This is a genomic window from Paenirhizobium cremeum (assembly GCF_022884085.1).
In the GTDB taxonomy this organism is placed as follows: Bacteria; Pseudomonadota; Alphaproteobacteria; order Rhizobiales; family Rhizobiaceae; genus Allorhizobium; species Allorhizobium cremeum.
Genome location: NZ_JAGGCS010000006.1, coordinates 217,790 through 238,247, shown reverse-complemented (window position 1 = coordinate 238,247; position 20,458 = coordinate 217,790). Strand labels below are relative to the sequence as shown.

Here is a 20,458-nt window from a genome sequence, read left to right as displayed (position 1 = left end):
CCCTTCTTCATGATGTCGTGGTGTTATCGATCAGCCGATCAGCCCCAGCACTTTTCCGTGCCGACCTTGGTATCGATCGATTCCACGCCAGGGGCCGGCTTGTCGGTCACCAGCGAAACGCCGGTGTCGAAGAAGCTCTTGCCGGGCGTCGGCTGCGGCTTGGTGCCGTCCTTCGCATACTTGGCAATCGCCTCGATGCCGAGCGAAGCCATCAGCAGCGGGTATTGCTGCGAGGTCGCGCCGATCTGGCCGGCAGCAACAGACTTGACACCCGGGCACCCGCCGTCGACTGACACGATCAGGACGTCGTTCTCCTTGCCCACAGCCTTGAGAGCCTGGTAGGCGCCGACGGCAGCGGGTTCGTTGATCGTGTGAATGACGTTGATATCCGGGTCCTTCTGGAGAAGGTTTTCCATCGCCTTGCGGCCGCCTTCCTCGTTGCCGTTGGTCACGTCATGGCCGACGATGCGCGGATCGTCTTCATCGCCGATCTTGTTCGGGTCCTTCGGATCGATGCCGAAGCCGATCATGAAGCCCTGGTCGCGCAGAACGTCGACGGTCGGCTGGGACGGAGTGAGATCGAGGAAGCCAATCTTTGCATCCTTGGCCTTGTCGCCGAGGGTTGCTGCCGCCCACTGGCCGATCAGCTTACCGGCGAGAAGGTTGTCGGTCGCAAAGGTGGCGCCCGCTGCGTCCGCCGGATCGAGCGGCGTGTCGAGCGCGATCACCAGAAGACCGGCTTCCTGCGCCTTCTTCACCTGATCGACGATGGCCTTGGTATCGGAAGCGGTGAGCAGGATACCCTTCGCGCCGTCTGCAATGCAGGATTCTATGGCCGCGACCTGGCTGTCATGGTCGCCATCAACCTTGCCGGCATAGGATTTCAGCGTGACGCCGAGTTCCTTGGCCTTGGCGGTGGCACCTTCCTTCATCTTCACGAAGAAGGGGTTGGTATCCGTCTTGGTGATCAGGCAGGCGGAAACGTCGGCCGCGCTGGCCGGCGCGGCGAAGACTACGCCGAGAGCAAGCGTGGACAGGGCTGCTGCGATCAGTGATTTTTTCATATTTTCCTCCCGAAAAAGACTCGACCGGCTCCTCCGGCCACGAGATGTCGGCCCGGGCAAACCCATTTGCCCGGTCGGGCACGCCGTTCTCGGCCGTACCGCTCCTCCACGTCGCCATTTAGAACATCAGAAAATTCGAGCGTCAATAAATAAATCCAATTGAATTATTAATTGGATGTGACATGCTGGCGCCCTCTGCTGCTTCAAGGTAGGAGAGGGTCGAGAGGAGCGGCCATGTCCCTGACGCACGACAATTCATCATCGCCGACCCGCACGCCCGAACCGATCAGCACCGGCGGCGGCGCTAATCAGGTGCGTGTTCGCGCCTATAACGAGCGACTGGTGCTTTCGGTCGTGCGACGTCACCTGGGACTTTCAAAAGCCGATATCGCAAGGCGCACCGGTCTTTCCGCGCAAACCGTCTCGGTCATCATGCGGGCACTGGAAAAGGACGGCCTGCTGATGCGCGGCGAACCGATGCGCGGCAAGGTGGGCCAGCCCTCGATACCGATGTATCTCAACCCCGAGGCGGTCTTCTCGTTCGGCGTGAAAATCGGCCGACGCAGCGCCGATCTCGTGCTGATGGATTTTGTCGGAAAGATCCGCAAGCAACTCCATCGCACCTATCGCTATCCGGATCCGGAGGAAATCCTTTCCTTCATCAGCGATGGAATTGCCGAAGTCGAAGCTGCAATTCACTCCGCTCAGAGAGACAGCATCGCCGGTGTCGGTATCGCCGCCCCCTTCGAACTCTGGAACTGGGCAGAGGAAGTAGGCGCCCCCGAGGGCGCAATGGACGCCTGGCGAGGCTTCGACCTGCAGGCAGAAGTCGCCGCGCGGATCAGCTATCCCGTCTATCTCCAGAACGATGCGACAAGTGCATGCGGGGCGGAACTCGTCTTCGGCGCCGGCCCGCGCTATCCCGACTTCATCTATTTCTATGTCGGCTCGTTCATCGGCGGCGGCATCGTACTGAACTCGTCGGTCTTCGTGGGGCGCACCGGGACAGCCGGTGCGATTGCCCCCCTGCCCGTGCGCAACAAGCATGGCGAAACCCGGCAGTTGTTGGAAATCGCCTCCATTTTCGTCCTTGAAAACCTGCTCCGCGAACGCGGCCTCGACCCGCAGCCTCTCTGGTATGCGGCCGAGGAATGGATCGATTTCGGGGACCCGCTGGAAATCTGGATACAGGACAGCGCCGACGCCCTGGCACAGGCCATCGTCGCGGCGGTATCGATCATCGACTTTTCGGCCGCGATCATCGACGGCGGCTTTCCAGACTGGGTGCGCGCCCGCCTCGTCAAGGCGACGGTCGCAGCAGTCAACCGTCTCGACCTGCAGGGGATCGTCACACCCGATATCATAGAAGGCGTCGTCGGCCCCCAGGCCCGCGCCATCGGCGGCGCCAGCCTGCCGATCTTTGCCCGTTACCTCATCGACCAGACGGTCCTGTTCAAGGAAATAGACAATGCTGAAGGGAATTGACCCGCTTCTGAGCCCCGATCTGCTCGCGACACTGCGCGCCATGGGCCATGGCGACGAGATCGCCATCGTCGACGGCAACTATCCGGCGCTGGAACATGCACGGCGCCTCGTTCGCCTTGACGGACATCAGTTGGTTCCCGCGCTCAACGCCGTTCTCAGTGTGCTGCCTATCGACGACTTCGTGCCACAGGCAATCTTCCGCTCGACAGTGGGTTCCGACCCCCAGCGGCTCGATCCGGTGCATCAGGAAATCATTGCCTGCTGCACCCGTCACGAACCCAACACGAATGTCGTGCCGCTGGTGGGGGCTACCTTCTACGATCGCGTACGCGCGGCGCATGCGGTCATCCAGACGGGCGAACCTCGGCTTTATGCCAACGTCATCCTGCGCAAGGGCGTCATCTATCCCTGAGCGGGCTTAGCCCTCCAGAGCCTTCGAAATCCGCCTCGAAAGCTCGACGGGGTTCTTCAGCACGATCGCCCGGCTGGTGCGTTCGATCAGCTGCTCGCGGATCAGGCGGGACATTTCGCGGGATACCGTCTCGCGACTGGAACCGATGTGCTCGGCAAGCTCCGCATGCACGAGCGGCGGCGAGATAATGCGTTCGCCGCCGCCATCGCCGCGCGAACGGGAGAGCCGCAGCAAGGCGTTATAGAGCCTATGCTTGGTATCCAGGAAGGAAAGCTCCGAAACCCGCTCGTTCATGGCCCGGATGCGGAGAGACAGGAGCTGCATCAATGCCCGTGTCACGCCCGGGCAAGTGCGCAATATGTCGTGAAAAACTGCATAGGGAATGACGGTTACCACCGCATCCGTCACCGCCATCAGGCTTGCCGAACGGGAGAGATCGTCGATCGCCGACAGCTCGCCCATCAGGTCGCCCCGCCGAAACGTCCCGAGAATAGCTTCCTTGCCAACCGAGAAACGCAAGACCGCGCGCATCTCCCCGCTCTGCACCAGAAATACATCCTTGGTGAGATCCTCGTAATCGACGAGACTTTCGCCGGCGTAGAGGCTGCGGGTGTGGCACTTCGTCAACCACTCCCTGTCCTCCTCCACAGTCAGACTCGAAAAAATCGGGCCTCCACGCAAAGAAGACAAACTTTGCGAGATTGTCAGCAGGGTGGCTCCTGTCGTCAATTGTGCGTTCCACTTATTATACTTGCTAATTTACGCGATGCGCGGGCGGAATTCCTACATATTCCCTGCATTTCATCAATAGCAAGATGGGCGACGACAAGAAGCCTACTGAACTATTACCAATTTTGTTCGAGGATAACTTCTCTTCTTTTCTAGCCTATGGACCCGGCGGAGGGTCCCCAGACATCGGTCAGGGCAAAGCCGTTCCCGAGCGGATCGAATGGATCGAGCGCAACCTGATGCAATCCGAAGGTGAAGCCGCGCCCGCTGATCGTCGGGATCACGGCTGTCTGCCCAGCCACCTCGGCAACCGAATCAAGCCCTACCTCGAATTCCGAACCGATGATGGAGCGGGACTTGAAGGTGTCCCCGACCTTGACCTTGCCGCGGGCATAGAGCGTCGCGAGATTGGCGGAGTTGCCCGTTCCGCATGGAGAACGATCCACGCGCCCCGGCCACATGGTGGTGCAGGTGCGAATCGCGCCATCGGGATCGACGTCCCGGAACATTACGTAGGCCACACCGGAGATGGCCGGAATTTCCGGATGCACGACCGGGATCGCTCGGTTGATCTGCTCCTTGAGGATCATGCCCGCTTCGACAAGACCGCGTGCATTGGCCTTTTCAATCGTGAGGCCGATCTGGCCGACATCGACAAGCGCATAGAAGATACCGCCATAGCTCAGGTCGAAGGTGATTCGCCCCCATTCGGCGGTATCGATACCGACGTCGAGTTCATGCACGAAGGAGGGAACCATGGTGAGCCTCACCCGCTCGCAGCGGCCGTCCCGGCAGGTGGCCGTCGCCCGGACGAGTCCGGCGGCCGTATCCAGCATGATGATCGTCTCGGGCTCCTGCATTTCGACGATGCCACTTTCCAGCAAGGCGGTGGTGACGCAGATGGAATTGGAACCGGAGCTCGCGTGGGCCTGGTCAGGCTGCAGGATCACAAACCCTGCATCGGCCTTCGGGTTCTTCGCCGGCAGCAGCAGATTGACGGAACCGATCGGCGCGCCGCGCGGCTCCAACACGAGCATGCGGCGCAGTTCCTGGCCCTTGGGATCAGTGTTCAGCCAGTGCAATTGCTCGGCAATCGTCTCGCCCGGGACCTTCGGCACGCCTCCGATCGCCACCTTGCCGATCTCACCTTCCGCATGCACGTCGAGAAGCTGAAGGGTCCGTTTCCATCTCATGAGATTGCTCCGTTAATCAAAAGGGTTCATTCCGCCGTACGACCGACCGTCCTCCGGTGGCGTGTCGCGTCCCGGCGGGCAAGCGCGGCTTCGTCCGCCACGCGCGCGAGCGCTCTCCGCTGGCGCTTCAAGGCTTCAACCGCTTCGTGGCGGTTCACGATGGTGAAACGCAGTTCGGTTCCGACCGGCGCCTGCCCCAGGCGCCAGAGATCGGCCTCGATGACATGCGCGATCTTCGGGTAGCCGCCGCAGGTATTCGCTTCGGCGAGCTGTATGATCGGCTGTCCGGATGGCGGCACCTGGATCGTGCCGGGCATGATGCCGTGAGAGAGAAGTTCGAGACGGCGGGTCAGCTTCAGTTCGGGACCGGCAAGACGGTAGCCTTGACGGTTGGCCTCGTCCGTTACCCGCCATGGCGCGGCTTCGAAAGCCGAAAGCGAAGCGGGATCGAAAACCGGATGTTCGGCGCCGGCGATAACCCGGATCGCATCGCCTCCCGAGGCATTGAGCCTTATCTCGGCCGGATCGAGACCAAAGCCACCCGGCAGATTGGCAAGGACTGAAGTGCCAGGGGAAAGCTTCAGCCTGTCACCACGCCGAAGGCCCCTGCCCCCGAAGCCACCCCAGCCGCTCTTGATGTCGGTGGAGGCGGAGCCGAGCACGGGAGGGACGGAGATCCCCCCGGAAAAGCCGATATAGGCGCGCGCACCGAAACGCGGCAGGCCAAGCTCCAGGACGTCGCCAGCGCGAGCCTCCTGAACCCACCAGCTCGGATAGATCCTGCCGCCGAGCGATACCGGGCAATCCGCACCGGTCACGGCAATTAGAGTTGAAGAATCGAAGCGGGCGCGGAACGGGAAAACTGCAATCTCCAGTCCCGCGGCCTCCGGCCGATTGCCAAGCAGGAGGTTCGCGGTTTCGAGCGCCGGCCCATCCATCGCGCCGGAACGCGAAACGCCAGCCTCGAGATAACCGAAACGGCCGAGATCCTGTACGCTGTTGGCAACGCCTGTCGTCAATATCTCGATCATGCGATGACCTCCGTGGGCACAAAGCGGATCTTGTCCCCCGGGCGGAGCGCCGCCGGCTGTTCACGGAACGCATCGAAAAGACGGAAGTCGGTGTGGCCGAGAATATGCCAGCCGGACGGCGCCGTGAGCGGCATGATGCCGGCCTGGGCACCGCCGATAATCACCGAACCCTCGGGAACACCCATACGCGGCACCGCTCGCCGCGGGATTGCGAGCTTTGGATCGAGGCCGGAAAGATAGACAAAGCCGGGCATCGCGCCCACGGCAGCCACCGAATAGACCGGAGCGGCATGCAACTTCACCAGTTCCTTCGGCGTCATTCCCTTGACACCCGCGACCTCCTCGAGATCCGCGCCGCCCGACCCACCATAGATAACGGGAATTTCAACGAGACGGCCCCTCGAGTGACCGGCCTCGGCCTTTTCCCATGCGGCGAGAAGCTTCGTCTGAAGCACGTCCGGATCAAGTCGCAAGGGATCGAAAACGACCATGAGATTGTTCATGCCCGGCGCCGTTTCAAGAACGCCGGGAAGCCCCTTGAGGGCTTCCGCAAGCGTCCAGATGCGCTCCTGCTTCGACTGATCGAAGACAGGGCCGGCAACATCGAGCAAGAGGGAACCGGCGCCTTCCGCGTTCACTCTCGGATTGCCGTCCTGCTCATTCATACTGCCCGTCATGATAACCTCGCCAGATGTGATATATCAGAAGCCTGTGGAGACCCCAAGCATTTCTTCGCGGCCGCCATTGTCTGTTCCCCGAAGCTCCCCTTAGAATTGGCAAGGACCGAACACACGGAGCAAGGACATGAGCCTCAGCGTCGATCTCAACTCAGACATGGGCGAAGGCTTCGGCGCCTACAGGATGGGTGACGACGCGGCAATGCTGTCGATCGTCAGTTCCGCCAACATAGCCTGCGGCCTGCATGCCGGCGATCCCGAAATCATGGCGCAGACTTTTGCTCTGGCGAAGGAAAAGGGCGTGGCGGTCGGCGCCCATCCCGGCTTTCCCGATCTCTGGGGTTTTGGCCGGCGCAATATTCCCTTTTCGGCTGGAGAAATCGAACGGCTCGTCGCCTACCAGATTGGCGCGGCACAGGCGCTTGCAACCTATGTCGGTCACCCGATTACTCATGTGAAAGCCCATGGCGCACTCGGCAACCTGACCCAGCAGGACGAAAGCGTCGCGCGGGCCGTCAACAATGCGATCAAGGCGGTCGATCCGAAGCTTGTTTGCCTCACCATCGCGCTCGGCCATCAGGAGCGGCTGGCGCGGGAGATGGGACTTGCCTGTCGTTCCGAGATCTTCGCCGACCGCGCTTATACCGATGAAGGCTTCCTCGTTCATCGCAGCAAGCCGGGAGCGGTCATTCATGATGCTGCTACCGCTGCGGAACGGGTGGTGCGCATGGTCAGGAACGGCGCGATCGAGACCATCACCGGCCGGGCGATCGTTACGCCGATCGATTCCATCTGCGTCCACAGCGACACGCCGTCCGCCGTCGGGATTGCGGCACGCGTGCGCGCCGGGCTCGAAGATGCCGGCATCACCATCCGCAACTTCCTGCGCTGAGGACATCGCATGGATCTGGCCGTTATCGCCAAACTTATGGAAATGCTGCAGGATTCGACGCTGAACGAGTTGGAGGTTTCTGAGGCGGGCATGCGCATCCGCCTTTCCAAAACCTCGGGCCGGAACGGGGCATCGGTCGTTCCGGCCTCGGCGCGAAGCGAAACGCCGGAAGCAATGGCCGCTGCCGAAATCGCTTCGCTGCTTGCTCTGCCGGAGGTCGAAAGCAGCGTCGAAACGGTCGTGGTCGCCGGCCTGCCCGGCACCTTCTACCGCGCACCGGCGCCGGGCGCCGACCCCTATGCCCGGGAAGGCGATCTGATCGAAGAAGGCCAGACACTTGCGCTCATCGAGGCGATGAAGATGCTCAATCCGGTCGAGGCCCCCATTGCCGGTCGTATAGGCCCTATCCTCGTCGAGGACGGGCAGCCGGTGACAGCCGGGACACCTCTCATCACTTTGCTGACGGACTGAGGCGATGTTCGACAGCGTCCTGATCGCCAATCGCGGGGAAATCGCCCTGCGCATTCTCCGAGCCTGCCGCGACCTTGGCCTCAGGACCATCGCCATCCATTCCGAGGCCGACCGGGAGCTGCGCCACGTACAGCTCGCCGATCAGGCGCTCTGTATCGGGCCGGCTCCGGCCGCCCGCAGCTATCTCGACATCGATGAGATCCTGCTTGCGGCAAGGTTGACCAGCGCCGGAGCCATCCATCCCGGCTATGGCTTTCTCTCGGAGAACGCCCGCTTCGCAGCAATGGTCGAGGCGGAAGGGCTCGCCTTTGTCGGACCGCCTGCCGACGCGATCCGCATGATGGGCGACAAAGTAGCGGCCAAGCGTGCAATGATTGCAGCCGGCGTGCCTTGCGTGCCCGGACCGGACAGCAGCCTGCCGGACGATCCGGAAGCCATCGCGGCAATCGGCGATGAAGTCGGCTATCCGCTGATCGTCAAGGCATCGGGCGGCGGCGGCGGGCGCGGCATGCGCATCGTGCGCGAACCAACGGCGCTTGCCGCAGCGGTACAGATGGCACGGGAGGAAGCCGGGCGCGCCTTCGGCAATCCGGAAGTCTATCTCGAGCGTTTCCTCGAATTTCCGCGCCATGTGGAGATCCAGGTGCTTGCCGATGCCCACGGCCATGCGATCCATCTCGGCGCGCGCGACTGCTCTACCCAGCGCCGACACCAGAAACTGATCGAGGAAGCGCCCCCTCCCGGCATCGCATCCGAGACCATCGACAGCATAGGCAGGCGCTGCGCCGAGGCTTGTCTTGCCATCGGTTATCGCGGAGCGGGAACCTTCGAGTTCCTTTACGAGAACGGTTCGTTTTACTTCATCGAGATGAATACGCGGGTTCAGGTCGAGCATCCGGTGACGGAGGAAATCACCGGCATCGACATCGTGCGTGAACAACTGAAGATCGCGATGGGCGAACCGCTAAAGGTGAAACAGGAGGACGTTGCTTTCTCCGGCCATGCCATCGAATGCCGGATCAATGCCGAACATCCCTTCACCTTCACGCCCTCTCCAGCCGAGGTGTCCCGCTTCATCGCGCCCGGCGGGCCTGGAATCCGAATGGATACGCATCTCTATCCCGGCTACACGATCCCGCCCCATTACGATTCGCTCATCGCCAAGCTGATCGCCCATGGTCCAACACGCGAAGTCGCGCTTGCCCGCATGCGGCGCGCGCTGAATGAAACGGTCATCGCCGGACCGGAGACAACGATTGCGCTCCATCAGGCGCTTCTCGGTGAACCGGGCATCATACATGGCGGCTTCGACATCCATCACCTCGAACGCCTGCTCGCCGAGGGTTTCGGGAGAAAGAGCCGATGAGCGACGCATGGCTTGAGGCCGTCCTTAGACTTCTCGAACGATACGACATCGCCGAATTCGAATACGAGGACGAGACAAGGCATATCATCGCCGGCAACGGCCGGATAAGCGAAGCAACGCCCGCTCGACCCGCCGAAACTTTACCGCTCCCCGCACCGATCGAAATCGGGTCACCCCATATCGGCATCTTCCGTTCGGCACATCCCGTCTCACCGCAACCGGTCGAGTTACCACGGCACGTGCGGGAAGGCGAAATCATCGGTTTTCTGCAGATAGGCATGCTGTTACGTCCCGTGCTCGCGCCTCGGGACGGTATTTTGACCGAACGACTGATCGAGGACGGCACGCTTGCCGACTACGGCAGGCCCCTCTTCCTTCTGCATCCGGGAAGGCGCTGACCGGTCAGTTCCCCACGGTTCCCAGGCTGTCTCCCACCGCACCGACAGTATTTCCGGCGGAATTGCCGAGAAGCAGCAATTGCTGACCGTAGTTTCGGCGGGTGCGTGGATCGAAGATGGCAATCGGAGCCGAGATCACAGAACTCGCCGCCTGACCCACGGTATTGGTGGCGCCAATCGCCACGGCGCCAAGGCTCTCGCCAATGCCGATCTGGGATTCCGTCACCGCTTGGCCCGCGATCAGGCGGTCTCCAATGAGGCGAACGACCTCGGGACTTTCTGCAAACTTGCCGTGATTGAGGCGGTCGCCGGATTTCAGCTTGGTCAGGTCCAGAACCGTAATCCCGGCCTTTTCCAGTTCACTGCGATAGGGCTCAACCGATGGATCGATGCGGCCGAGGCGCTCGACATTGCCGGAAATACGCTTGGAAAGCGTCAGCGCACGATCGTCACGCGAAACGAAGAGCGTGAAATGCGGCGCCTTGCCCCGGAAACTCTGGAACTGCTGGGCGAACACGTCGACATCGAGGTCCGGCGCCGCTAGGATAACGTTGCCGATCTTCGGGTCGATGCGCCCATTGCGGATCGCCATCTGACGCAAGGCTTCGACGGCAAGCCAGGTTCCCATGGAGTGGGCCATGACAGTGATCTCGCCTACCGCCGGGTTGCGCGCGATCTGGGTCAACAGATCCTCCAGCGCGTCGCGTGAATAGTTGGTGCTCTCCTTGTCATAGGCGTAGTCGAAAATCGACCCGCGGGACGGCCATGTGAACACGACAGGCACGACGTCCGCCTTTGAGTCATGCACAATCTGGGCGAAGCGGTAGACCGCCTCTTCATAGAGATTGTTGAAGCCGTGCACGAAGACCAGGACGCGGCGGCTTTTCGGCACATGCCGGGCGAGCCATTTCTCGCCTTCCTGGCGCGTCTCGATCGGCTCGACAGCGACCGTTGCGAAATCCTTTTCAAGATCCGGCGGAAGCTTCTTGGGCCATTGCACCTGGCCGACGGTCCGTTTGTCATCGGGTGGAATGGAAATTGTGACCGCATCGATCATCAGGCCCGTGCCGCGCTCCCCGGTAAAGAGGATCGCCTTGTCGGCTGCGGGCGCACGGGTGGTCGCGGCAATCAGGTCCACTCGGGTCGCTCCATCGGCGATCTTTCCGACCGGCTCCATGACGCCGATCGGCCGGCCGGCACAGGCTGCAAGCACCGGAACGACGACCGAAAGGGCGCAAAGGCCACGGACGATCAAGCCAACTCGGCGAAGGAGAGCAATTCGAACTCCGGTATCAAGTTCGACGGATGTCAAGGACGGCAGCCCTCCAACGCAAGACGCAAGCAGCGGCTTTAGTTTTAGCGGGCTTCAAGGCCGGTTTCCAGTCCCCATACTCCCTCTGGATCGGGCGGTCAGGCAGCGCCGCCGAGGGTCCCCTTCGTCCAGTCGACGATCTGGCGGGCGGTCATTGCACCAGACACGCGGCCGATTTCCCGTCCGCCGCGAAAAAGCAGCATGGTCGGAATGCCACGGATGCCGAGGCCTGCGCTCACCTGGGGCTCTGCATCCGAATTGAGCTTCAAAAGGCGTACGGAAGGCTCAAGAGTCGCCGCTGCCTCCGCGAAGGCCGGTGCCATCATGCGGCAGGGACCGCACCAGGGTGCCCAGACGTCGACCAGCACCGGGATGTCGTTCCGGCTCGTGTGTTTTTCAAAAGTGACGCCATTCGCCTCCACGGGATGCCCCGCGAACAGCGCGTGCCCGCATTTGCCGCAACGCGCCTCTGCAGCCGGACGCGCCGATGACAGCCGATTGACGGCAGAACATTGCGGACAAACGATTTTTAGCTCGTCGGACATCTTGCAATTCTCCGCGATTTCAAACCCCATGCTGGCGGGGTGGGTCACTTGACAATATATTCATTCTAACGTAGATACGCAACAATGAAAATTGACCCCGATTCCATGCAAACTGCGGCCGACGACGCCAGCGAACTGCTCAAGGCGCTGGCCAACCGTCACCGGCTGCTGATCCTTTGCCAACTGGTGGATGGCGAACGCTCTGTCGGGCAGCTCGCCGAATTTCTCGGTATCCGGGATTCGACCGTGTCGCAGCATCTGGCGCTCCTGCGCCGCGACAAGATCATCGCCGGTCGCAGGGATGGCCAGACCATCTGGTACCGGATAGAGAGCGAACCGGCGCGCAACGTGATTACGGCTCTTTACGGAACCTATTGCGCCGTGTGACCCGCCTCAGGCGGGCCGCATGGTGCCTTTCTCACGCAGGTTCACATGCCAGGACAGCGCCTCCTCGATGACGTGAGGCGTCTGGCCGCCGCGCTTCACCGCGCGGTCGAAGTAATCCTGCAGGGCATCGCGGTAGCTCGGTTCGACACAGTTGGCGATGATGACCGCGGCACGCTCGCGCGGAGCGAGACCGCGCAGGTCCGCAAGGCCGACCTCTGTTACCAGCACGTCGACATCGTGTTCGGTGTGATCGACGTGGCTTACCATCGGCACGACGGAGGAAATGGCACCGTTCTTGGCAACCGATTTGGTCACGAAGATCGACATGAAGCCGTTTCGCGCGAAATCGCCCGACCCGCCGATCCCGTTCATCATGTGGGTGCCGCCCACATGGGTCGAGTTGACATTGCCGTAGATGTCGAATTCGAGCGCAGTGTTGATACAGATCAGGCCGAGACGCCGGATAACCTCCGGATGGTTGCTGATCTCCTGCGGCCGCAGGATCAGGCGATGTTTGTATTCGGCAAGGCGCGGCAGCACCTTCTGATACATGCCGGCCGACAAGGTGATCGATGAACCCGAAGCAAAGGTGAGCTTGCCTGCATCAAAAAGTTCGAAAGTCGAATCCTGCAGCACTTCCGAATACATCTTCAGGTCATGGAAGGGCGTATCGATGAAGCCGTGCAGAACGGCATTGGCGATGGTGCCGATACCGGCCTGCAGCGGCTGCAGTTCGTAGCCCATGCGCCCTTGCTTCACTTCGTTCAGCAGGAAATCCGTGAGGTGTCCGGCAATGGCCCTGGTTTCGACATCCGGCGACTGGATGGTCGCGGAACTGTCGAGCTTCTCCGACACGACGATCCCGACGATCTTTTCCGGCGGAATCGGAATGAAGGGCAGTCCCACGCGGGCTTCCGGCGTGACTACCGGGATCGGCATGCGGGCGGGTCGGCGGGTCGGAATATAGATGTCGTGAAGACCTTCCAGCGTCACCGGCTGGGAGAGATTGAGCTCGACGATGACCTTGTCCGCAAGAATCGCAAAACTTGCCGAATTTCCGACGGACGTGGTCGGCACGATGCCACCGTGCTCGGTGATGGCGACGGCCTCGATCACAGCGATATCGACCGGCTTGATCTGGCTGGTCCGCAACTGCTCGACCGTTTCGGAAAGATGCTGGTCGATGAACATGACCTCGCCGGCGTTGATCGCCTTGCGCAGGCCGGGATCGGACTGGAACGGAATGCGGCGGGCGAGCACATGAGCCTCCGCCAGGGTCTTGTCCAGATCGTTGCCCAGCGAGGCCCCGGTCATCAGCGTGATCTTCAACGGATCCTTCTTCGCGCGCTCGGCCAGAGCCAGCGGCACCGCCTTCGCTTCGCCCGCACGCGTGAAGCCACTCATGCCGACAGTCATGCCGTCCTTGATGAAGCTTGCGGCCTGTTCGGCGCTCACCACGCGGTCAAGCAAGGGCTTGTATCGGATCCGGTCGCGCAACATCTCTCGTCCTTATCGATGGAATAACTTTACGGGCGCCTGACAGCGAGGCGAGTGGCCAATGGCTTACCGGCCAGCCCGCCACGGACGCAATCATCCTTCAGTCTCATCGGCAGCAGATCTGATATGCAATCAGCGCATATCTTCTGGGCGCGAGTCGACCATGAGATGCGATGGGGACATGCGGGCGATACTCTCAGCAGCCAACACACGAGATGTCAGCGACGAGTCGTTCGAGGCCACGAGAAGGAAAGAATATATGGAAAGAAATGGCGCACCCGAAGAGATTCGAACTCCTGACCCCCAGATTCGTAGTCTGGTGCTCTATCCAGCTGAGCTACGGGTGCTTGCCTCGCCGGTGTGTCACCGGCTGCGTGGCGATCCTCTAAAGCGTGCCGCGCAGGAATGCAAGCGCCTTTCGGAAAAAAAGTCATTTTGCTGTAACAAGCTGATCGGCCCGCTGAAATCGCGGAATTTCCCGATCACGCCCGAACCCGCCAATCGTCAAGCGCCACAGGGCGATCCGGGATTTCGATGCGGAAAAGCGTCCCTGGCCCGGGTTTTTCCACAAGGGCAATCGTTCCCCCATGAGCGAGCACGAGTTCACGGGCAATGGCCAGACCAAGCCCCGTGCCGCCGGAACGAGCGGAGCCTCGAAAGGCTGCGAAGAGGTTTTCCCGCGCCTTGCGCGCCATGCCCGGACCGGTGTCATCGATGGCAATCGCGACGACACTGCCCACGCGCTGGGCGGAAACGGTGATTCGACGCAGGGCATCCGGATCATCGGCCCCATGGTTCGTCAGCGCCTGAACCGCGTTGCGGCAGATATTATGAACCACACGAAACAGCTGCTCGCTATCCCCGTCGACCTCGATGTCAGGCCCCACCAGATCGACAAACTCAATGCCGCTGTCGGAATCGAGCGCGAGGATATCCCGCACTTCCTGGCTGAGTTCAGCGAGACGGAAGCGGCGGCGGCGCGGCGCGGCCTCCGAAGCCTGGCCATAAGCGAGAACCTCGCTCGTATAGCCGACAGCACGGTCGATGGTGCGCAGAAGCTTCGGCGCAAAGCTCTTCACCATGGGGTCCTCGACGTCGACCAGCCGGTCCGACATCAATTGCGCCGAGGCGAGAATGTTGCGCATGTCGTGATTGATCTTCGAGACCGCGAGGCCGAGATCCGCAAGGTTCTTCTGCTGCTTCAGCGTCTTCTGCAACTGCTGCTGCATCATCGACAGGTGACGCCCGGCGATGGCGACCTCATCATCGCCGGGTGCCGGCACCAGCACACGCGCCGGATCCTCCGGCTGTTCCGCGAAGGCCTGCATGCTGTTCGTCAGCTGTCGTACCGGCCGGATCATCATGCGATTGATGGCGAGATACATCAAAAGCGCCGTGAATACGGAAATCAGCAGCGAGACGGTGAAAACGCTGCGAGCATAGGCTATCATCGCATTGCGCAGGCTTTTCTCCTGCATCACCATCTCGACGACGGTGCCGGTGTCTCCGACCGGGCCGTAGACGCGCACGATTCGATCGCCACCCAGCGCAAGTGTATAGAGTGCATCGCTGATCGATTGCAGGGTCGTCACGCTGGCAAGGTCGAACTTGGCATCGACCTCTGGTGGCATGTTATCGACCACGAGCAGCCGCGAGGTGCCTTCCTTGCGCAGCACGATCGCTTTCGTACCGGTGGCGAGGAGGGTATCGTCCTGGACGGTGCGCGGAAGTTCGAGCGGCTGGAGACCATCGATCACGACGGCGGCCGCGGCCGCAGTGTTCAGGCGATCCTGCAGCCAGCGCAGTCGCATGTTGGCAACCGAGGGCACAAAGATCAGCACCTCCGCAAGCATGACGAAACTGACTGTCAACCAGAGCAGCTTGCCGGAAAGGCCCCGCACCCAGCGCGGCCGCGCTGCGATGCCGCCGCCCTCCGCGTTCGTTTCGGCCCCTTCGTGCTCCAACATTCCACATCTCCGGACCGCCGCCTCCAGCGGCGCATCGGGTGCAAATCGCTCATTCAGACTTGCCATCATAAACGAGCGAACCGGACTTGGCCAATACTGGCAAATCACAGCCAAGGCGAATGAAAAGGCCCCGGAATAGTCCGGGGCCGATATCTCTGGGCAGCGATCGGGTATCGCTCAGAATTCTTCCCAGCTTTCGGTTTCCTGAACTGGGGCCCTGGCCGTCGCTGCGCGACCGCCGCCGAAGGCCCTGGCAACCGTACCGACCATCTGGCGGGCCGGAGACGACACTGGCTTGTGCTGCGTGGCACGGGCCACCGTCGCCGGCGAGGCCTGCGCATGCCCCTCGCCGGTGCGGAACCGGGCGACCAGGGCCGCGAGGTTGTCGGCCTCGGCCGAGAGCTTGTGCGTGGCGGCAGAGGTTTCCTCGACCATCGCAGCATTCTGTTGCGTCACCTGATCCATCTGGTTCATGGCGGTGGCAACCTCGGCAAGGCCGGTCGACTGCTCCTTGGCCGCCGATGCGATCGAATGAATGTGGTCATTGATCTGCAGAACCCGGGTCTCGATCTCGGCGAGAGATTCGCCCGTACGCTGGACGAGAGAGACACCGCCGGCAACTTCCTGGCCGGATTTGGTGATGAGCGCCTTGATGTCTTTGGCCGCATTGGCGGAACGCTGGGCAAGTTCGCGCACTTCCTGGGCGACGACGGCAAAGCCCTTGCCGGCTTCGCCTGCGCGGGCGGCCTCGACACCGTCGTTACGCGCCAGAAGGTTGGTCTGGAAGGCAATCTCATCGATCACGTTGATGATCTGACTGATCTCGCGCGAGGCCTGCTCGATGCGCCCCATGGCCTCGACAGCGTCGCTGACGACGATGGCGGACTGGGCAGCGCTTTCCTTGGCCTCGCTTACCATGCGGCTTGCTTCCTGGGCGCGTTCGCTGGAACCGCGGACCACGACGGTGATCTGGTCGAGCGCCGCCGAAGTCTCCTCGAGCGCCGCCGCCTGCTGTTCGGTACGCTTGGCGAGATCATTGGTCGCGGACGTCAGCTCATAGGTGCTGCCGTTGATCGTATCGGTCTTGCCGCGAACCTCCATCATGGTCTGGCGCAGGCGATCGAAGGTCGTGTTGACGTTGGTCTTGAGTTCGGCGAAGGCGCCGCGGAACTCGCCCCGCATCGACTGGGTGAGATCCCCGGATGCAAGGCTGGCAATGACGCGGCGGGTCTCAGAAACGCCCGAGTCGACGGAGGACAGGAGGTCGTTGATATTGGCCGCAAACTGGTTGAGATTTGCGTCCTGATAGTCCTTCTCGATGCGCTTGCTGAAATCGCCGGCCGCGGCCGAAGCGACCACGACGGACATGCCGGACTGCAGGTCGTCGCTCTTCGCCCGCATGGCGGCTTCCTGGGCGTTCAGACGCTGGACAGCGAGGCCGTTCTGCTTGAACACCTCGACGGTTGCGGCCATTTCACCGATTTCATCGGGCCGGCCGTTATAGGGTACCTCAGCGGAGAAGTCGCCCTCGGCCACCCTCTTCATGGCAGCGGTAACATTGCGGATAGGGCGGCTCAGATGATTGACGCCGATGTGGATGCCGAAACCGACGCCAATGGCAACAGCGACAAACGTGACACCGGAGATCAGAATGAGCATCAGCTGCTGAAAGGAGGCAAGCGAGCTGCTCAATGCCTGCAGTTCGGTCTTGTCGGCATTGACCACAGCATCGATTTCCGCCTGGAAGGCCTTGCGGTTCGCGCGGTTCGCTTCGTTGTTGCCCTGTTCGTTCGCGGCGGCGGGCGAAACCTCGGTGCCGAGACGCACCGTCTCGGATCGGAAGGTGCGGAATTCCTTGGCACGGCTGACCATTGCATCGAAGGTCGCCCTCTGAGCTGCCGGCACCAGCGGCTGCCATTCGGCAATCACCTTGTCCATTTCGTCCAGGTTCTTCATGAGACCCTTGCCGAAGGAGGCTGCCTTTTCAGTATTCGGCGCAGCATAGATGCCGCGTGCCTCCATGACCACCGCGGTCACCATGCGGTTCAGACGTTCGCCCAGATAGGCACGATCGGAAACCGTCTTGAGCTCGTAGGATTTCGCTCCATACTGAACGGTCACGAAAATGCCCATCGCCGCTATGACGATGGCCGCCAGTCCCAGGATGCCAACTAATGAATAAACCTTGCCGCTAATCTTCACGAACCTCTCCCTGATGGCCTCGACGGGCGTCTGCGAAGACCCCTACATTTTTACTAAAGTAGAATATGCTCGTTAACGAACTGTTGCAGCGAGGAATTTTCGATTTTTCACCTCTCCGACGCGCATGATTGACGCAAAATCCGTCGCTCGATGAGACCTTCATGCACGCGGCGGACCGATCCCGCCCATTATTGACGAAAAGCAAGATTCCCGCCCCCGACCGGCCGGGTCCGAAAAGTTAACAAATGACTGCGATTTTTTGCAGGGCCTACAAATCAAGGCGAAGACGGCTCCGGAATTGACTCAGGCGCCTTTCGCACCTATAAGCCGCGCACGTTCGGCTCGACCTGCCCGTACCGACGGGTGTCTGCCGTGCGCTCAATCCAACGCTCTTGCAGCAATGCAAACCCAAGAAGGGCCGCACACCGCGGTATTAAATAAATGAAGCGTACCTACCAACCCTCCAAGCTTGTCCGCAAGCGCCGTCACGGCTTCCGTGCACGTATCGCCACCACCGGCGGCCGCAAGGTCATCGCAGCCCGCCGCGCCCGCGGTCGCAAGCGTCTCTCGGCCTAAGGCCGGGCCGGCCCGTTGAGAGAGCCGGGCGAATGACTGCTCCCAAAGACAAGAAATCTGTCGGGCGGCTGAAAAGCCGGCCGCAGTTCCTTGCGGTCCGCGCAGGAGAGAAACGCAGGGGAAGCCTGTTCCTGCTCGAGGTTCTCGATCGCAAGGCGCCCGACAGCGAGGCCCGCGTCGGCTTTACCGTCACCAAGAAACATGGAAACGCCGTCGAGCGGAATCGCATGCGCCGCCGCCTCAAGGAGGCCGTGCGGCTGAACGCAGCGTTTGCAATGCAGCCCGGACATGACTATGTGGTTGTCGCCCGGAGGGACGTGCTGAACGCCCCCTTCCAGCAGCTTGCCGCGCAATTGGCCGACAGGATCAAGGCCAAACCAAGAAACGCTCGGTCCTCCGCGACCGATTCCAGGAAAGAATGATGCAAAACAACCGCAATTACATCATCGCGATTGCTCTGTCCGTGCTGATCGTCTTCGGATGGCAGTTCTTCATCATGAATCCGAGGATCGAGGCGCAGCGCCAGGCAGAGCAGGCCCGGATCGCCGAACAGGCCAAGACCGCACCCGCCGCAAACCAGAACACCGCCGCCTCCACACCCGGCACCGTCAGCGGGACGCTTCCGGGAAGCACGGCGCCGGCCACCGGGGGGCTCGATCGTGAAGCAGCGCTCGCAAAATCGACGCGGGTGGTCATCGATACGCCCGCCCTTTCCGGCTCGATCAATCTCGCCGGTGCCCGTTTCGACGACCTGAAGCTCAAGGGATATCGCGAAACCGTGGACCCTACGAGCCCGATCATTACACTCTTCAACCCGGCCGATACCAAGGACGGTTATTTCGCCGAGCTCGGCTACATCGCCGGCGCGGGCGCAGGTGCTGCTCCGGGGCCCTCGACTGTCTGGACGCTGGCCGAGGGCGACAAGCTGACCCAGACGACGCCGGTTACTCTTTCCTTCACCAATGAGGCCGGCCTCACCTTCCAGCGCAAGATTTCCGTCGACGACCGCTACATGTTCACGGTCGAGGACACGATCACCAATGCCGGTGCGGCAGCCCTCGACGTCGCCCCTTATGGCCGCATAACGCGCTACAACAAACCCTCGACGCCTTCCGTGTACGTCCTGCATGAGGGCTTCCTCGGCGTTATCGGCGCCGACAACGGCCTCACCGAGGACAAGTACTCGAACATCGAGAAGGAAGCCGTCGCCAACGAAGCCGCGACCGGCGGCTGGCTCGGCATTACCGACAAGTACTGGGCGGCCGCCCTCGTGCCGCAGCAAACGCTGAGCTACGAGTCGCGCTTCTCGCATTTCACCGACGGGCAGCCCCGCTTCCAGGCCGACTACAAGAACGCCGCGGTTTCCGTGGCTCCCGGTCAGAGCGCGAGCGTCAAGCAGTTGGTTTTTGCCGGGGCCAAGGAAGTTCCGGTCATCGACAGCTATGAAGCGACCTATGCTATCCCGAAATTCGATCTGATGATCGACTGGGGCTGGTTCTATTTCATCACCAAGCCGATGTTCAAGATGATGGATTATTTCTATCGTCTGGTGGGCAATTTCGGCGTCGCGATCCTGCTGACCACAATCGTGGTCAAGCTGATCTTCTTCCCGCTCGCCAGCAAGCAGTATGCCTCCATGGCCAACATGAAGCGCGTGCAGCCGAAGATGGAAGAGCTGAAGGCCAAGTTCGGCGACGACAAGATGGGCCTGCAGCAGGCGATGATGGAGCTTTACCGCACCGAGAAGATCAATCCGGTGGCCGGTTGCTGGCCGGTGCTCCTGCAGATCCCGGTGTTCTTCGCGCTCTACAAGGTGATCTACGTTACCATCGAGATGCGGCATGCGCCGTTCTTCGGCTGGATCCAGGACCTTTCCGCTCCCGATCCGACGACCTTCGTCAACCTGTTCGGCCTGTTGCCGTTCGAGGCGCCAACCTTCCTGCATCTCGGCATCTGGCCGATCATCATGGGCATTACCATGTTCCTGCAAATGCGCATGAACCCGACGCCCCCGGACCCGACGCAGGCGATGCTGTTCAACTGGATGCCGCTGATCTTCACCTTCATGCTCGGCACCTTCCCCGCAGGTCTCGTCATCTACTGGGCCTGGAACAATACGCTTTCGATCCTGCAGCAGGCGATCATCATGAAACGCCACGGCGTCAAGGTAGAGCTGTTCGACAATCTGAAGGGCATGTTCAAACGAAAACCGGCCGAAACCAAGTAAGACGGAAAAGCCCCGGTTCGTCCGGGG

At 61.4% G+C, this 20,458-nt stretch carries 20 protein-coding genes and 1 tRNA gene; 10 read left to right on the top strand and 11 right to left on the bottom strand.

Translation table 11 applies throughout. The annotated features are described in order from the left end of the window. Positions 1-38: 38 nt before the first annotated feature. Positions 39-1,064, bottom strand: a complete 1,026-nt coding sequence (locus tag J5N58_RS13440) for a sugar ABC transporter substrate-binding protein (protein ID WP_244711159.1) — start codon at positions 1,062-1,064, stop codon at positions 39-41. Positions 1,065-1,298: 234 nt separating this feature from the next. Here J5N58_RS13440 and J5N58_RS13435 point away from each other — a divergent pair, with 234 nt between their 5' ends. Then, positions 1,299-2,549 (top strand): ROK family transcriptional regulator, encoded by a 1,251-nt coding sequence (locus J5N58_RS13435; RefSeq protein ID WP_113338352.1) that lies wholly within the window; start codon positions 1,299-1,301, stop codon positions 2,547-2,549. After that, positions 2,533-2,961: an RbsD/FucU family protein gene (locus J5N58_RS13430; protein ID WP_244711156.1), complete on the top strand. Its 429-nt coding sequence runs from the start codon at positions 2,533-2,535 to the stop codon at positions 2,959-2,961. Before J5N58_RS13435 ends, J5N58_RS13430 begins: the two co-directional genes overlap by 17 nt. A 6-nt stretch (positions 2,962-2,967) precedes the next feature. Here J5N58_RS13430 and J5N58_RS13425 read toward each other — a convergent pair whose 3' ends face one another. The 4 genes from J5N58_RS13425 to pxpB form a co-directional block, all read right to left on the bottom strand. Continuing rightward, complete coding sequence (locus J5N58_RS13425; protein WP_244711154.1) at positions 2,968-3,588, bottom strand: Crp/Fnr family transcriptional regulator; 621 nt, start codon at positions 3,586-3,588, stop codon at positions 2,968-2,970. 254 nt (positions 3,589-3,842) lie between these two features. Beyond that, the gene (locus J5N58_RS13420) at positions 3,843-4,883 is read right to left on the bottom strand and encodes a 4-hydroxyproline epimerase (RefSeq protein WP_244711152.1); all 1,041 of its coding nucleotides are present in this window, start codon (positions 4,881-4,883) and stop codon (positions 3,843-3,845) included. 26 nt (positions 4,884-4,909) lie between these two features. After that, complete coding sequence (locus J5N58_RS13415; RefSeq protein WP_244711150.1) at positions 4,910-5,914, bottom strand: 5-oxoprolinase subunit C family protein; 1,005 nt, start codon at positions 5,912-5,914, stop codon at positions 4,910-4,912. Next, positions 5,911-6,591 (bottom strand): 5-oxoprolinase subunit PxpB, encoded by a 681-nt coding sequence (gene pxpB, locus J5N58_RS13410; protein ID WP_244711147.1) that lies wholly within the window; start codon positions 6,589-6,591, stop codon positions 5,911-5,913. The genes J5N58_RS13415 and pxpB overlap by 4 nt, the downstream gene beginning before the upstream one ends. Positions 6,592-6,718: 127 nt before the next feature. Here pxpB and J5N58_RS13405 point away from each other — a divergent pair, with 127 nt between their 5' ends. From J5N58_RS13405 to J5N58_RS13390, 4 genes are read left to right on the top strand one after another with little or no spacing between them, the layout of a single operon-like run. Next, entirely contained in the window at positions 6,719-7,483 is a 765-nt protein-coding gene (locus J5N58_RS13405; RefSeq protein ID WP_244711145.1) for a LamB/YcsF family protein, read from the top strand. Between the two features lie 9 nt (positions 7,484-7,492). Continuing rightward, on the top strand, positions 7,493-7,954 hold the full coding sequence (locus J5N58_RS13400; protein ID WP_244711143.1) for an acetyl-CoA carboxylase biotin carboxyl carrier protein: 462 nt from the start codon (positions 7,493-7,495) through the stop codon (positions 7,952-7,954). 4 nt (positions 7,955-7,958) lie between these two features. Then, positions 7,959-9,320, top strand: a complete 1,362-nt coding sequence (gene accC / locus J5N58_RS13395; RefSeq protein WP_113444326.1) for an acetyl-CoA carboxylase biotin carboxylase subunit — start codon at positions 7,959-7,961, stop codon at positions 9,318-9,320. Then, on the top strand, positions 9,317-9,718 hold the full coding sequence (locus tag J5N58_RS13390; protein WP_113444325.1) for an acetyl-CoA carboxylase biotin carboxyl carrier protein: 402 nt from the start codon (positions 9,317-9,319) through the stop codon (positions 9,716-9,718). The genes accC and J5N58_RS13390 overlap by 4 nt, the downstream gene beginning before the upstream one ends. A 4-nt stretch (positions 9,719-9,722) precedes the next feature. Here the strand turns inward: J5N58_RS13390 and J5N58_RS13385 are convergent, their stop codons facing one another. Together J5N58_RS13385 and trxC are read right to left on the bottom strand one after the other, a co-directional pair. Further along, positions 9,723-10,970 carry an alpha/beta hydrolase gene (locus J5N58_RS13385; RefSeq protein ID WP_244711229.1) on the bottom strand — a complete coding sequence of 416 codons (1,248 nt, stop codon included), beginning with the start codon at positions 10,968-10,970 and terminating at the stop codon, positions 9,723-9,725. Between the two features lie 158 nt (positions 10,971-11,128). Beyond that, entirely contained in the window at positions 11,129-11,575 is a 447-nt protein-coding gene (gene trxC, locus J5N58_RS13380; RefSeq protein ID WP_113338356.1) for a thioredoxin TrxC, read from the bottom strand. A gap of 84 nt (positions 11,576-11,659) precedes the next feature. Between trxC and J5N58_RS13375 the strand changes: the two genes are divergently transcribed. Beyond that, positions 11,660-11,962 (top strand): ArsR/SmtB family transcription factor, encoded by a 303-nt coding sequence (locus tag J5N58_RS13375; RefSeq protein WP_112827739.1) that lies wholly within the window; start codon positions 11,660-11,662, stop codon positions 11,960-11,962. 6 nt (positions 11,963-11,968) lie between these two features. On the opposite strand, the gene J5N58_RS13370 is transcribed toward J5N58_RS13375, so the two are convergent. The 4 genes from J5N58_RS13370 to J5N58_RS13355 all read right to left on the bottom strand — a co-directional run bounded on the left by J5N58_RS13370 (position 11,969) and on the right by J5N58_RS13355 (position 17,628). Beyond that, the gene (locus J5N58_RS13370) at positions 11,969-13,462 is read right to left on the bottom strand and encodes a succinyl-CoA:acetate CoA-transferase ScpC (RefSeq protein WP_113338357.1); all 1,494 of its coding nucleotides are present in this window, start codon (positions 13,460-13,462) and stop codon (positions 11,969-11,971) included. A 267-nt stretch (positions 13,463-13,729) separates the two neighbouring features. Continuing rightward, positions 13,730-13,806 (bottom strand) — tRNA-Arg (locus tag J5N58_RS13365). A gap of 135 nt (positions 13,807-13,941) precedes the next feature. Beyond that, complete coding sequence (locus J5N58_RS13360) at positions 13,942-15,426, bottom strand: sensor histidine kinase (RefSeq protein WP_244711141.1); 1,485 nt, start codon at positions 15,424-15,426, stop codon at positions 13,942-13,944. A 177-nt stretch (positions 15,427-15,603) separates the two neighbouring features. Next, positions 15,604-17,628, bottom strand: a complete 2,025-nt coding sequence (locus J5N58_RS13355) for a methyl-accepting chemotaxis protein (protein WP_244711139.1) — start codon at positions 17,626-17,628, stop codon at positions 15,604-15,606. A 441-nt stretch (positions 17,629-18,069) separates the two neighbouring features. On the opposite strand from J5N58_RS13355, the gene rpmH reads away from it, so the two are divergent. Genes rpmH through yidC form a run of 3 tightly spaced genes read left to right on the top strand, consistent with a single transcriptional unit; the run spans position 18,070 to position 20,431 of the window. Further along, the gene (rpmH, locus tag J5N58_RS13350; RefSeq protein WP_112827735.1) at positions 18,070-18,204 is read left to right on the top strand and encodes a 50S ribosomal protein L34; all 135 of its coding nucleotides are present in this window, start codon (positions 18,070-18,072) and stop codon (positions 18,202-18,204) included. 32 nt (positions 18,205-18,236) lie between these two features. Beyond that, entirely contained in the window at positions 18,237-18,626 is a 390-nt protein-coding gene (rnpA, locus tag J5N58_RS13345) for a ribonuclease P protein component (protein WP_112827734.1), read from the top strand. Continuing rightward, complete coding sequence (gene yidC / locus J5N58_RS13340) at positions 18,626-20,431, top strand: membrane protein insertase YidC (RefSeq protein ID WP_112827733.1); 1,806 nt, start codon at positions 18,626-18,628, stop codon at positions 20,429-20,431. Before rnpA ends, yidC begins: the two co-directional genes overlap by 1 nt. Positions 20,432-20,458 lie beyond the last annotated feature (27 nt).